The sequence below is a fragment of the Buttiauxella ferragutiae genome (genome assembly GCF_022637515.1).
GTDB lineage: Bacteria > Pseudomonadota > Gammaproteobacteria > Enterobacterales > Enterobacteriaceae > Buttiauxella > Buttiauxella ferragutiae.
Map to the genome: position 1 here is coordinate 2,862,184 of NZ_CP093332.1, position 13,708 is coordinate 2,875,891.

Consider the following 13,708-nt stretch of genomic DNA (forward strand, 5'->3'; position numbering starts at 1 on the left):
TGCAATATATTCCCTGACCATCTGTCGTTACTGTAAACGTATGTGTAAGTGGATTCCAACGAGATCTAGCCTCATCACCAAGAGCTGCTAGATCTCTACTAACGATATACGACTGAGCGGTTTTAGTTAATCCCAATGGATCTATATACTTAGTAGGATTCAGTGGATCTGTATACCCATTCCACCCACCCGCCAGCCCAATCGGATCCTGGGTAATATATCGCCCCTGTTGCGGGTCATAATAACGATGGCGGTTGTAATATAACCCCGTCTCCTCATCAGCCTGTTGGTCCGGCAGACGGATCAACTCGGGTTCTCCTCCGCCAGCTGGTTGCCCCATTACGCCAGTCATTCTCCCGCTTAATCTCACACTTCAACCTGTACAATATCAACTGAGAATTCTATATTCCTCAACATTAGATCTCCGCTATTTATTGTATAAAAATTAAAGTAAATATTCTCACTTCGCTCTGAAGAGTACATGGAAATACAAAAAACCCTGTATTCCATTCTCCTCATATTTATCCCTGTCACTGTAACACTTATAGACTGAATGTTTAATTCTCTCAACTCTCTATCATGAACTTTTCTTTTTTTAATTTCTTTCAAGGTGTCAGGAATAGATTTTTCATCCATACTCCTTGTAACACACATTCCTTTATCACAATCCATATTATTGTATTCATGTTTAAATTCATTAATCACCCCCTTAACCTTTCTCTTATCAAAATAAAATGTCACAGAACTATAAAGAATTGCAAAAAAACCGCTTATGAAAATTAATTTTAAAACCTTTAGTGTATACCCGCCATCATAATGCCCCCGCGCCCCATTAAAGTAATAGATTGCGCCAATTACCACAATAATAGCAAGGAAAGCTGACAAAGCAGATATCAATATGTATGAGGCCATGGAAATATTTTCATTGAAATTATTACAGCGTTTAAAAAAATACATTTTAATCATTATCATTATCCTTTTTCATTGAACTCCCCACATTATCACTGGTGCCTTCGGAAATTAATCCTGTCGCATAATCACCAATAACATTTGACAACAAAGGTATTTTCCCCAGAAGACCACTTACGAATGATCCAGTCCCTGCACCGACAGCGCCACCGTTACTCCCAGTATTCAAATAAGCAATCCCTGAGGCGATCAATGTATTGGCACCAAGTGAACGTCCAGAATAGAAAACGCCGGTCAATGCAGCGGCGAAAGCATCAGAAGGATTTACCTCTCCATATTCAACCAATTGATATGTTACATTTGCAGAACAAAAAATGGTGCTACTCTTTAAAATATTCACTAAAGATGCCGCTGCCCCATATATAGCTGTCAACCCAGTAATTGGCGTATTAATTGCCCATGCTTTTGCATATTCAGAACCTGGAGTCCACGCTCCTTCAGTGGATGCCATATTGCTTAATGCTCTAACCGATTCATCAGATGATAAACGGGGTCCTGCAGACTCCGCGGCTTCACCATAGTCAACTCCACCTACAGTTCCCAATGAAAAAAAGGTTCCCCAATTATCACTAAGACCTAATGGGTCACTTTGCTGTACTGGATTCGATGTATAGCAATATAAATTCCACCCACCATTCAACCCAATAGGATCCTGGGTAATATACCGCCCCTGTTGCGGGTCATAATAACGGTGGCGGTTGTAATACAATCCCGTCTCTTCATCAGCCTGCTGACCCGGCAGACGAATGAGCTGTTGCAGATGATACGGGTTCTCCTCCGCCAGCTGATTACCCCATTCATCGTATTCTGCCTGCCAGGCTATCGCTCCGGTTTCATCAATCAGCGCCAGCGGCAGTCCCCGGTGGTCGCAGTGGTAAAGATGGATTTTTCTTTCCGGCGTGTGTTCCGGCTCCAGCTGCTTTTCCATCTGCTCCACGCTCAGCCCGCACTGCGTCAGCCACTGGCGGCTCTGGTCACTGAGCTGGCCACTGCATCAGCACCCAGCCCCGCGTCCTGCTGCAGTTTCTCCGCCAGCGTACGGCTTTTTCCAGCGCGGCTGTTGCCGTCATGTCGCCCACCGTGCCGCGGGTTTACCGGTCATACATAAATCCTTTTGTTTACATGAACTGAAAAATACTCTCTGCAGCGGGCCGTATTTTCTGATTCAGCTTATCTCTATTTGTCATCAGTTAAACATTGTCAATTGATCATGTATTTTCATTAGAACATGGTAAATTCACATATGTTATCAATGCTATGAAATCTATTTACCACTCCTCACTTGAGTATTAGAATATTCTACTTTAATTATTTTATAACTATCATTTTCTTTTTTCAGAACAAATAATTCATTTACGGTATATTTTTTATAGTTAGAATAATAAAATAATTCTATTTTTTCACCACCAATAAACCCTGTGATTACGTTAGTTTTTTTTAATTCACTATTCTGATAACCCCCAAATATATCATACACATTGCTCATAAATGGAACACCATTATCCCTATTCATAGATTCTTTAAACTCTTTAGACAAAATCGTATCATAAATAACATCAAATTCTTTTTCATTATATTTAACATGAAATTCTTGCACTTTCTCTTTAGCAATATTCACATTAGTATCATTACACCCTACTAAAGGCAGAAAAAAAACAAAGCAATACAATATCTTTCTATTAATCATAATATTTATCTCAATTAACTATACAGCGAGTATATTGTTGGCAAGTTATACCACCTGAGAATGTTCCCCCTCCCACCCCAGCAGCAAGGGTAGCAGAAAGATTTATAGGACCATTACTGCCATTTATTTCAACCAAGCCAGTCGTAGAACCATTAATAATAAAGCCAACATCGGTCGTTGCCCCGGAAAGAATAGTCATGCCACTGCTGGGAGGTGCATTACTGATAGTACCTGATAGAGAAATAGCACCCGCAGCAACGCCCCCAACTCCCTGACATGCCATAAGATACGAACATAAATCCAATCCTTTATCGCCATTTCCGGTAAGAACTCCACCAGAAAAACTTCCACCAAATACTCCATAACCAGATACGCCGGCATCAGCACTAACTGAAAATAGTAATGGTGAATATGTTGGTCCATTTGCCGCATCTATTGTTGCCGATGCTTCTTCGTATGACATATAGCCTTCGGAAGCAGCATTCACTGCTGAACCAGCCTCCTTACCAAATGCACCACTAAATGTAATCAGCCCTAATGGATCTACTCCCTTAACTGGATCCAGCGGATATGCATACAAATTCCACCCACCCCTCAACCCAACATATCCTTCCGTACAAAATACTCTCCAGACCTTTTAAGTTACACTAACACCTCTGCATTGATGGTTATTTATTATGTTGCGTTGGGAACACACATCCTTTCCCTTCGGCCCAAAAACTGATACCGATCATAATTATCCCGAGCAAAGCACCTCCGTACATGCAAATTAGCATCAAGAAAGAAAACATCTTATCTTCAAATTTAAATACCCGAGCATACATTTCAAACATACCAGTGATTGTATTAAAATCTATGTTTTTCCTCTTGCAAAAATTCATTCCTGAAAAGACGGCAATTAAAGCCAATGAAAATATAATAAAGAACACAATAATTCTGGCAATTCTAATTTCTTCACACATATTTACCCTACCTAGAAAAATGGTACAGATACATTAGGATTGTATGGGATTTTAAGTTCTGGGCCAGCCCCAGGCCCAGCACCAATGTATACTTCTGGCCATGTTGATGTCTGCATTATCTCAATACTTGCAATTCCGAATCCAATAGAAAAGCCAGCAGCTGCTTTTAAATCCTTAGCTTTAGGGTCTCTAAATTTCAGCCCACATGTCGCACTTGCGCGTGCGCCAACAGCAGCAACTGGAATGCTGCCAAGCCCACTAACACCTGTATTTTCATTAGCTGAAACAGATCCTGATACACCAGTACCTAACGCAGCTGTTCCAGATGCCCGACACTCTCTTGACATAGGATTTGGTGGTAAAAATGGCGCCATAGCTTTACTTATTTCCTCCGGAGAATCCCCATGCCCAGTCATCCATTCACCCAGAGAAGCTCGTTCATTGATCCCTGCCCCCATATCAATACCAGTAAATGGTTCTAATCCTAAAGGATCAATATTCTTGTTTGGATTCAGTGGATAAACATACAAATTCATCCCACCCGCCAACCCAATAGGATCCTGGGTAATATACCGCCCCTGCTGCGGGTCATAATAACGGTGGCGGTTGTAATACAATCCTGTCTCTTCATCAGCCTGCTGACCCGGCAGACGAATGAGTTGTTGCAGATGATACGGGTTTTCTTCTGTCAGCTGATTGCCCCATTCATCGTATTCGGCCTGCCAGGCTATCGCTCCTGTTTCGTCAATCAGCGCCAGCGGCAGTCCCCGGTGGTCGCAGTGGTAAAGATGGATTTTTCTCTCCAGGGTGTGTTCCGGCTCCAGCTGCTTTTCCATCAGCTCCACGCTCAGCCCGCACTGCGTCAGCCACTGGTGGCTCTGGTCACTGAGCTGGCCGCTACGCAGCTCCCGCTCCAGGTTATCCAGCAGCGTCACCAGCTCCGGCATCAGTCCCGCGTCCTGCTGCAGTTTCTCCGCAATCATGGTGGCAGTTATAATGTTGTCGTGGATTGAATTATTCAACTCTTCGTTCACTGTTTATTAAATATTGCCTATTTACTATCTTGGGCGTGCCAATTAACTCTAATGACATTGATGATGCACCAAACTGAATGATACTATTTTTATTATTTGTCAATATTTGCCATTTATAATAACTTCCATCATCCTTCGCGAGTAGTGATTCCACCTTCTCTTTTTTAACATCCAGGATAAATACACCCGATCTGAAACCAGTAAACTTACCGTATTGGGTTTCGCCCCATGACAAGTCAAGTATTAAATCACTTACATCATGAAACTTAAGTAATGCCCTTGAAACCGAGAACATTGATTCGTCCATATTTTTAGAACAGCATAGCCATTCCAGTATGTGATCAATGTCGAAATGAATGTCAGAGCTAAAATCACCAACATCTGAAGCAAATGAAACCCCATGAATTAAATTATCATGAAATTGACAATCATTGACCAAGTTAATACCCATAATAAAACTCCCAAATAAAATTAAGGTTCAAGATCATGTGCCAGTAGACACTAAGGTGTACCACATCCGCCAAAAACATGTTCCTGGGGGTAACATCTACATGTTTTCGGATTCTGATTATTTACATCATAATGCCAATGCGTTGGGTTTCCAGTTAGAATTTCACATCCATGAGAACCATCATTTAAACCTCTTCCTGTATGAGCCTGATAATGAATATCAATATTATATTTTTCTCCCGCAGGTGGATTGCATGGAGGGCATTCTTCTTCCTCACTATCACTAAATACTTCATTCAACCATTTTGTTAATGCTTTTACAGCATTATCATTGGCCTCCTTCTGTGCAGGGCTATTTGACCATGGGACTGGGAAAGGTATCGGGCCTGGAAGAACTTCTATTAACCCCAAAGGATCTGTATTTGTGACAGGATTAATATGTATTGGTACAAATTCCATCCCCCTTTCAACTCTATCGGATTAGAGGTGATATCCTATCCCTTTTCCGGCTCATGTTACTCGCCTTGGCCTACGGCACATCATACTGCCACCTAGTTATCATTCACAGCCTCTTTCACTTGCCACGATTCTTATTTATGTTAATTCTAAAATTAATTTTTTAATTAACATAAATAATTTTCATATCACCTCTACCACGAGTCTCTCCTGAATCGGATTTACAGTAGAAGGTGATATGCATATCTTCAGCACCATCAATTATCATAGTGTTAAGTAAATTCCAATTTACATTGTTTCTGAAATATTCAAAGGCCACATCCATTATTTTTGATTGTGTTTCGCCCAAGAAAATAGTTTTCTCATCCAAACACTTTAACGGTATTGTAATAAACCAACAAATAAAAAAGCCATCCCACTTTATTTCATTTACACCTTTCTTTCTGTTTGCGGGGTGAATTTATAATACTTATTATTTGGTGTCGATAAATAACCAACATAATCATGATTACCCACCCCATCATATTTTATCCCGTTAAGATCCTTCGGTGAAAAATGTAAAGAGTCATACGCATCATTCTGAGAGAGCACTGGGTAATACACCGTCCATGCTGCGAGTCATAATAAACAATGAAAAAAACGAGTGCATACATCAAAAATAATATCCACCCCATTAAATACAAATATGAAAGAGAAAACCCACAACCATCCCTTTTTTATAGATAAATACAACCATGCAAGGATGGATAGAAAAACTGCGACTATAGCTATAAAGAAAAGTATATTGTAGGTATTTTCATTCACTACAGTAATATTATCAGAAATCCATGCAGTGATAGAAAAAAACAACCCTAAAATAAATATAAAATTTCTCATCGAGAGGTTCCGCTACCTCTAGAACTACTCCCTTTCGATGATAAATCAAACCCACCCATTGTAACAATTACATTTTTACGTTCAGGTGGAGTTTCCTTATTCCCAGGAGCTGAGTTAAATTGACGTTGACTCCAGCTACGACAAATATCATCATATCCATAATAGCCATGCTCCCCTATTTGATCTTTCATTGCTTTATTAAAAGCTGCATCCTGTTCTTTTGTTGTTTTTTTATACATTTCAATTTTCCCACCATGCTTCATATCATTATAAACCTCTCCATAGGGAAAAGAGCCCATAGCGTAACTGTACGAGTTATAACTGCCATCAGGCAACCCTACGTTTACACTTTGATGAAGTGCAGGTTCATCTGGCCCTTGAGTTTCAATCCAAATATCTAGCCCTAACGGGTCAACAAAACCAAGTGGATCATTATAAACATAAGAGTAAACATTCCCCCCCCTCAACCCAATAGGATCCTGGGTAATATACCGCCCCTGTTGCGGGTCGTAATAACGGTGGCGGTTGTAATATAACCCCGTCTCTTCATCAGCCTGTTGGTCCGGAAAATGGAATGGTTGTTATTTTGTATGATATAAATCTTCTATCTCACCATTTTTTTTTGCTATTTCAATAAAAAAACTCCCTCCAGCTCTATCTTTCTCTTCACGACCTTTTACTATCCATGAGTTTTTTTGTTCTACAATTTTATATGGTTTTTGGTTAATGGCCGCATCTTCCCCATATATGTTTTTTACATATACAAAAGCCAACTCTTCTGCAAAAATAGACGTTGAGACAATATCTTTATAAAAAGACGCAAATGAACACAAGGGTAACAATAAAAAAACAAACAGCCCCTTCATATTTCACTCCTTATTGCATTGAGATGGCATATTATGATTTATGGAACTGCTGCTACTTTCATTGTAGTTATATTTTCGAAAATCACCTTTCGGCGTTGCCAAGTATCCATCTATACCATGCCCAATGGAAATGGAAAAGTCATCAGTAGAAAAAGTTTCATTCCCAATTCCGTATTTAGGATCAAATGAACCGTGTGTATGATACCACGCAACTTCATGATCATTATCATCACATGGACTTTTAAATGGCCACGATGTATCTTGATTACCTTTATTGGGAGCGCTTGCATAATAAAACTCATCTATACCAACTTGTTTTGAACATATTAACCCTGCATATTCTGAACTCTCACAAATTGATCTCCCGTTGATTTTATTTAATATATTTTGGGCCGCCTTATCTATTGATAATGAATACTCCTTTGACTTTAATCCCAGAGAGTCACTATTCATTACAGGATCTAGCGGATAAACATAAACATTCCACCCACCACTCAACCCAATAGGATCCTGGGTAATATACCGCCCCTGTTGCGGGTCATAATAACGGTGGCGGTTGTAATACAATCCCGTCTCTTCATCAGCCTGCTGGCCCGGCAGACGAATGAGCTGTTGCAGATGATGCGGGTTCTCCTCCGACAGCTGATTGCCCCATTCATCGTATTCGGCCTGCCAGGCTATCGCTCCTGCTTCATCAATCAGCGCCAGCGGCAGTCCCCGGTGGTCGCAGTGGTAAAGATGGATTTTTCTCTCCGGCGTGTGTTCCGGCTCCAGCTGCTTTTCCATCTGCTCCACGCTCAGCCCGCACTGCGTCAGCCACTGGCGGCTCTGGTCACTGAGCTGGCCGCTGCGCAGCTCCCGCTCCAGGTTATCCAGCAGCGTCACCAGCTCCGGCATCAGCACCAGCCCCGCGTCCTGCTGCAGTTTCTCCGCCAGCGTGCGGCGTACGGTTTTTTCCAGCGCAGCTGTTGCCGTCTCCACCCGCAGCAGAGGCGTGAAACTTCCCGGCAGGTACACCGTCTGGATACGCGATTTATCCGTCTGCGTGGTGGTCAGCCGGTCGCCCTCCTGGCCGTACCACACGCTTTCCGCAGGCTCTGTCGGCACGTACCAGCCGCCATCATATGCCTCTCCCTGCCACACCTGTTTGCGGATGCGGCGGCCCAGCGGATCATAAGCATAACGGCTCTCTGTCAGCATGTTGCCGTTCTGCATCCGCCGGTAATGCGTCAGCCGGTGCTGGTGGTCATAGCCGTAGTGGTGCGTGATGCTGCCGTGCGGGTGAATGCGCCGTTCGTCTTTTTCAGTCAGCCTGCCGTGCCCGTCGTAATGGTAAAAACAGTGCGCATCTTCGCTGATGCGGTTAGCCGGCCAGCTCTGCGGCAGTGCCGGGAAGGCCTTCCTGTCCGCCACCCGGTTGCCCGCCGGGTCACTCAGGCTCAGTTGCGACAGCGTATGCTGCGCGGAGGTTATCTGGGTGCTGAGTAACCGTCCGGCTCCGTCATACCGGTAATCGCGCTGCTCATGCGGCCCGCGGATACCGGTCAGCTGCCCGTCTGCATTCCAGCCGTAATCGCGGTTAAGCTGAGGGAGGCTCAGGTGATGGTGCTGTAACTGCCCGGCGGGCGTCCAGGCCGTCGTCAGCGCATAATCCCCGAAGGTGCGCTGTGTCTCGCGGTGCAGGCGGTCACGGGTGAAGTCCATCAGCGGTGTGTCACCGAACTTCATGCCCGCCAGATACCCGCTGCCGTAGGTCAGCCACGCCACCGGCGGCAGGTTATCCGGCTTAAACCGGTTCATCAGCCCCTGCTCACTGTAGGCCTGTTTTGTCTCGTGCTGCCAGAGCAGCGCCTGCGTTGCCGGATCATGCACCGTCTGGCGCTCACTGATAAGCCGCCCCCGGCTGTCGTAACCGTAGTGAACCGCCACCTGCTGTCCGGCGCTGAGATGGCTGATGTCCGCCAGCCAGCCCCGTTCGTTGTAGCCCCACTGTTCTGCCGGTTCGTCATTCACCGTGCGGTGTGTCAGGCGGTCTGCCTCATCGTAATGCCAGTGCGTGACAAGCTGTTCATCTTCGCTGCGGATGAGCTGCCCGGTGGGGCCGTAGTGGTAACGCTGCGTTCTGCCGTCAAAGCCGCTTTCCTGCGTCAGCCGGTCCAGCACATCGTACCCAAAGGTGGTGGTGGCACCGTTCTCGTTCATCAGTGCCGTGACACGCCCGGCCGGGTCGTGCTCCATCCGGCGTGTCAGCCCGCCCTGGGTGGTGCTGACCACGTTACCCCACGCATCATACGCCGTGGTGGTGCGGCGGCCGTCCGGGGACATCACGGCGGTGAGGTCACCGGCGACGTTGTATTCATAACGCGTCTGCCTGCCCTGCGCGTCCTGCTGACTGACCAGCCTGCCGCGCGCATCGTAAGCCCGGTAGCGGCTGAGGCCTTCTTCCTGATGCACGGCACTCAGTTGCCCGAACCGGTCATATTCATAGCGGGTTTCATAGCCCGAGCAGTCGGTGTACGTCAGAAGCTGGCCGTAGCGGCTCCAGCTCATCAGGCGGCTGCCAGTGGCATCGTCGCGGGTGGTGGGATATTCGCTGTGCGGATCATCATAACCATAACGCGTCACACTGCCGTCCCGCTGCACTTCGCCGGTCAGCCTGCCGTGCTCATCATAGTCACGCCGGCTTTTCAGTCCGTCCGGGTGAACCGTGCTGGTCAGCTGCTGCTGGCGGTTGTAGTAAAACGCCGTGCGGCGGCCATCCGGGGCGACGGTCTCCGTCAGCTGGCCGCTGCCGGGGCTCAGCCGGTACTGCGTTGTGCGTCCCGCCGCATCCGTCTGCGCCACCAGTCTGCCGGCCGGATCGAACTCGCTGCGGGTGAGGCTGCCGTCGGCAAATTCCTGTTTGACCACCCGTTTCATGCCGCCTTCACCGTCGGTGTGCAGCACCTCGCGGCGGTTCAGGCTGTCGGTGGTGGTGACGCGATTCTGCTCATAGCGGTAGGTGTAGCTTAGCCCTGCGGGGTTGCGCTGTTCCGTCACCCGCCCGTCAGCGTCATAGACATAACGCATCTCCGGGCGACCGGCGTAACGGTGCGCCACCATCCTTCCGGAATGCAGTGCATCATACGTGAAGGCGCGCACGGCGGTGCCGCTGCGGTCATCCACCCCGGCCAGCTCGCCCCGCGGGGAATAGTGATAGCGCACCAGCGGCTCAGCCGGCAGGTTATCCGGGTAAAGCGGGTCACGGGTGAGCCACACTTCCGCCAGGCGCACACCGGTGTCGGTGCCGTAACCGGTGGCGGGCAACGCCTCCGGGAAAGGCGGCTGTTTTTGTTTCCGGGCCTGTTCTGCACGCTGTGCCTGCGTGGTCAGCACCAGCCGGAAACGGCGGCCTGCGCCATCGGTGACACCGGTGATGTCACCGCTGAATTCACCGGCAACCTCGCGGTGAAAGGTCATCCTGTGCCCGACATTATCCACCATCCCGGTCAGTATCCGGTACGGCGGCAGCGGCGCGGGCAGCACCTCATCCACGGCGGGGATGCGCTCACACCCGCCGAGCACCCACCACGGCCCCTGCGGGCTGCTGGTGGCGAGGTAGCGATGGGGGCTCAGGCGAAGGTCTTCCGGGAGTGCCCGCCAGAGGGCATACAGCGGGTGGTTATCCTGCAGGGCGGCCACGCCCCCCCGCGCCAGCCAGAGGGATTCACTGCGGCTGAGCGCCACCTCCCCCGGAAACAACGGAGTAAAGTGCAGGCTTCTGCCGCCGTTGTCATTGAGTATCAGGGCGTTATCACGTATCTGTAAGCGCACATCAAAAGGCGCTTTCCAGCCGGGGCCAAACACGCCCACCGGCGCCGGCGTCCGGGTCTGATAACTGCTGTAGGTACGGGAAAGCACCAGCGGCAGCGGCCCCGGCAGGGCAAGGTCGGTTTCGCCGGGCAGTACCTTGGCCCCCAGCAGCGGGTTCACCGGGTGGCCGGAGGTTCTGCCGCCCGGGCACACCGAGCAGGCCACCCCGGTTGGTGCGCCAATCATCACCCCTGGGGAGCCCTGAACTATCGGGCCGCCCATTGCCGTCATGTCACCCATCCGTGCCGCGGGTTTACCGGTCATACACAAATCCTTCTGTTTACATGAACTGAAAATTGATGGTTACGCGGGGCTGCCGTTCAGAACTGCCGCATGTCCGGCGGCTGGCGGCTGTCCGCCTCCGGTGCTTCCGGCGGATTGTCCGTCAGACCGCAGTTCCAGTTAATCATCAGGGCATCGCCGCTGACGCTCTGCACACCCTGCAGATTAATGGCGGTGCCGTTGAGGAAGATTTTCCCGTCCTTCGTCAGCACCAGCCTCGCCATCCCGCAGCGCAGTTCCAGATGCTCACCTGCGGAATACACCGCCACTTTGCCGGTGCTCTCGGTGCGGTTTTTACCCACCGTGAAGGTGACATTCTCCCCGACGCTGACGTGATACCCCTTACCGACCACCAGCGATTTCTGTATCCCCACCTGTGAGGACTGCGTCAGCGCCACCGAGGTGTTCATCACGCCCCCGACGGTGGTCTGGTAAGCCAGCCCCACGGTCAGCGCGCGGACAATACCCACCGTCTCCGACTGGTTCTGGCCGACGGTGATACTCTGGTTTTGCCCCACGATTTCTTTCTGGTTCTGCACCACCGTCTGCAGCTGGTTTTGCTTCACGGTGATGACCTGGTTGCCACCGATGGTTTCGCTATGGTTGACTTTCACATCGGTGGTGCGGTTATTGAGCACTTCAGTGTCCATGTTCTTCTGCGCATGGAGGTACAGCTGCTCCGCTGAGGTCGCGTCATCAAAGCGCAGTTCGTTAAACCCGCTGCCCTTGTAGGTTTTTGAGCGGAGAGTCATCTGCGTTTTCGTTCCCGGCAGGTCTCCCGGTGAAGCGTTAAATTCATGATAAGTCCGCCCCATCACTATCGGCTGGTCCGGGTCACCGTTGAGGAAATCGACTATCACTTCCTGGCCGACACGCGGTATCGCCAGGTGGCCAAACCCGGCACCGGCCCACCCCTGTGACACCCGTATCCAGCACGAGCTGTCTTCCGTGCCGCCGTGATAACGGTCCCAGCGGAATTTCACCCGCACCCGCCCGTGTTCGTCACAGAAAATCTCCTCCCCCGGCGGGCCGGTCACCACCGCACTCTGCGGGCCATCGACTTTCGGTTTGAAGCGCGGGGCCGGACGCCAGGTGCGTGTAGCGGGCATCACACTGAACTGGTTGATGAGGGTGGTGCCCTCACCGCGACTGCCATGCAGCGCCTGCGGCTGGTCACCGGTCAGGATACTGTTCACCACCTGCCATTCCCGGTTCTGGGCCTTTATCGGGTGACCGGAAAGGGTGAAACACACCCCCGGCCATAACGTCGCTGACGTGCTGGTCCCCGTGGCGGTTTCCGCCTGATTGCGGCAGCCCTCGGTTTTGTAACGGGTAAAATCCCGGCCGTGCTGCTCATCCTTGAAACGCCCCGGATAATCATAAATTTCATACTGTGCGCGCTGGCCGTTCAGGCTGTCGGCCTTGTGGTTATACCTCCCCGGCCAGTCCGGTACCTTAAAGGTGTAATCCTGGCTCATGACCGAAGACGGCAGCACGTTCGCTTCGTAACGAAACACGCTGATGCACTCCCTGGTCACGTCCGGGGTATTCGGGTTAAAGGGAAAGGTATTTTCTGCGCGGACCAGGCCAGCTGCGTCATCACACAGCGTCAGTTTCTGCACCTGCGCTGAGGCGTCATCGAAGAAGCTGATGCCTTCCTCGGCCCACAGTCTTGCCAGAAAATCCAGGTCAGTTTCCCCGTACTGAACGCAGAATTCCCGTGCCGGATGGCTCTCATAAAAGGAGGAGGTCCAGTCCGTGACGCCGTTTTCCGCCAGCAACGTGGCGGTGATGGTTCGGATATCCTGCTGCTGAAAAATACGGAAGTTCTGGCGCAGGCCACAGCGCCACAGGGGAGGATGAATGCGGAAACGGTAGCGCATCTGCCAGCCGTTGTTCTCGCTCATGCCGAAGGTGGCAATAATGCCGCTGACATGGCGCACGGCGGTGGCACCCTGCCAGACCGTCAGCGTGGCATTCTGCTCGAGTAACTGTTCGGCAGTCTGGCGGAAGGAGTCGCTGACAACATCGACGTCGAGGATAAAGGAGGAGGAATAATGCTGGCGGAGGAAGAAACTCACCACCGCAAAGGTGTCCGGCTCAAGCCCCGCCACCTGTAGCGTAAAACGCAGTCCTTTTACTGACATAATTCTTCCCTGTGCCGACGCGCTGCCGGACAAATGATAAACATGGTTAACAGGTGAAGAAGAATAAGCAGTCTGGTTTTTTATAGTGTGACCGCGGTCAGTTTTTCAGGTTGAAAATCAAAAAATA

General features: G+C 49.4%; 7 protein-coding genes and 6 pseudogenes. All 13 read right to left on the reverse strand.

What is annotated here, in order from left to right:
• Positions 1-127: 127 nt before the first annotated feature.
• Positions 128-339 (reverse strand): annotated as a pseudogene (locus MNO13_RS13175) (RHS repeat-associated core domain-containing protein); the annotation flags it as partial.
• A 27-nt stretch (positions 340-366) separates the two neighbouring features.
• A complete protein-coding gene (locus tag MNO13_RS13180; RefSeq protein WP_241938852.1) occupies positions 367-966 on the reverse strand; it encodes a hypothetical protein in 600 nt (199 codons plus the stop codon).
• A pseudogene (locus tag MNO13_RS24590) lies at positions 959-1,954 on the reverse strand (RHS repeat-associated core domain-containing protein); the annotation flags it as partial. The gene MNO13_RS13180 and the pseudogene MNO13_RS24590, both read right to left, overlap by 8 nt.
• A 279-nt stretch (positions 1,955-2,233) precedes the next feature.
• Positions 2,234-2,587, reverse strand: coding sequence for a hypothetical protein (locus MNO13_RS13190; protein ID WP_232885926.1), 354 nt, complete (start codon positions 2,585-2,587; stop codon positions 2,234-2,236).
• Positions 2,588-2,666: 79 nt separating this feature from the next.
• Positions 2,667-3,236: a hypothetical protein gene (locus MNO13_RS13195; protein WP_241938853.1), complete on the reverse strand. Its 570-nt coding sequence runs from the start codon at positions 3,234-3,236 to the stop codon at positions 2,667-2,669.
• A gap of 861 nt (positions 3,237-4,097) precedes the next feature.
• Positions 4,098-4,598: pseudogene (locus MNO13_RS24540) on the reverse strand (RHS repeat-associated core domain-containing protein); the annotation flags it as partial.
• A gap of 34 nt (positions 4,599-4,632) precedes the next feature.
• Positions 4,633-5,103 (reverse strand): hypothetical protein, encoded by a 471-nt coding sequence (locus tag MNO13_RS13205; protein ID WP_241938854.1) that lies wholly within the window; start codon positions 5,101-5,103, stop codon positions 4,633-4,635.
• A gap of 281 nt (positions 5,104-5,384) precedes the next feature.
• Positions 5,385-5,593, reverse strand: a pseudogene (locus MNO13_RS24545) (hypothetical protein); the annotation flags it as partial.
• 1,230 nt (positions 5,594-6,823) lie between these two features.
• Positions 6,824-7,015, reverse strand: a pseudogene (locus MNO13_RS24550) (RHS repeat-associated core domain-containing protein); the annotation flags it as partial.
• Positions 7,016-7,300 carry an NTF2 fold immunity protein gene (locus MNO13_RS13220; protein ID WP_241938856.1) on the reverse strand — a complete coding sequence of 95 codons (285 nt, stop codon included), beginning with the start codon at positions 7,298-7,300 and terminating at the stop codon, positions 7,016-7,018. It lies immediately after the preceding pseudogene.
• Between the two features lie 3 nt (positions 7,301-7,303).
• Complete coding sequence (locus MNO13_RS24555) at positions 7,304-7,753, reverse strand: DUF4329 domain-containing protein (protein WP_074388572.1); 450 nt, start codon at positions 7,751-7,753, stop codon at positions 7,304-7,306.
• Positions 7,730-11,416, reverse strand: a pseudogene (locus tag MNO13_RS13225) (RHS element core protein); the annotation flags it as partial. The gene MNO13_RS24555 and the pseudogene MNO13_RS13225, both read right to left, overlap by 24 nt.
• Before the next feature lie 56 nt (positions 11,417-11,472).
• The gene (locus MNO13_RS13230) at positions 11,473-13,581 is read right to left on the reverse strand and encodes a type VI secretion system Vgr family protein (RefSeq protein ID WP_241938858.1); all 2,109 of its coding nucleotides are present in this window, start codon (positions 13,579-13,581) and stop codon (positions 11,473-11,475) included.
• Positions 13,582-13,708 lie beyond the last annotated feature (127 nt).

Bases quoted from the DNA above. Each gene is read 5' to 3' on its own strand.
- MNO13_RS13220 (WP_241938856.1), bottom strand. From the start codon at position 7,300: ATGAAGGGGCTGTTTGTTTTTTTATTGTTACCCTTGTGTTCATTTGCG.
- MNO13_RS13230 (WP_241938858.1), bottom strand. From the start codon at position 13,581: ATGTCAGTAAAAGGACTGCGTTTTACGCTACAGGTGGCGGGGCTTGAG.
- MNO13_RS13205 (WP_241938854.1), bottom strand. From the start codon at position 5,103: ATGGGTATTAACTTGGTCAATGATTGTCAATTTCATGATAATTTAATT.
- MNO13_RS13180 (WP_241938852.1), bottom strand. From the start codon at position 966: ATGATTAAAATGTATTTTTTTAAACGCTGTAATAATTTCAATGAAAAT.
- MNO13_RS24555 (WP_074388572.1), bottom strand. From the start codon at position 7,753: ATGAATAGTGACTCTCTGGGATTAAAGTCAAAGGAGTATTCATTATCA.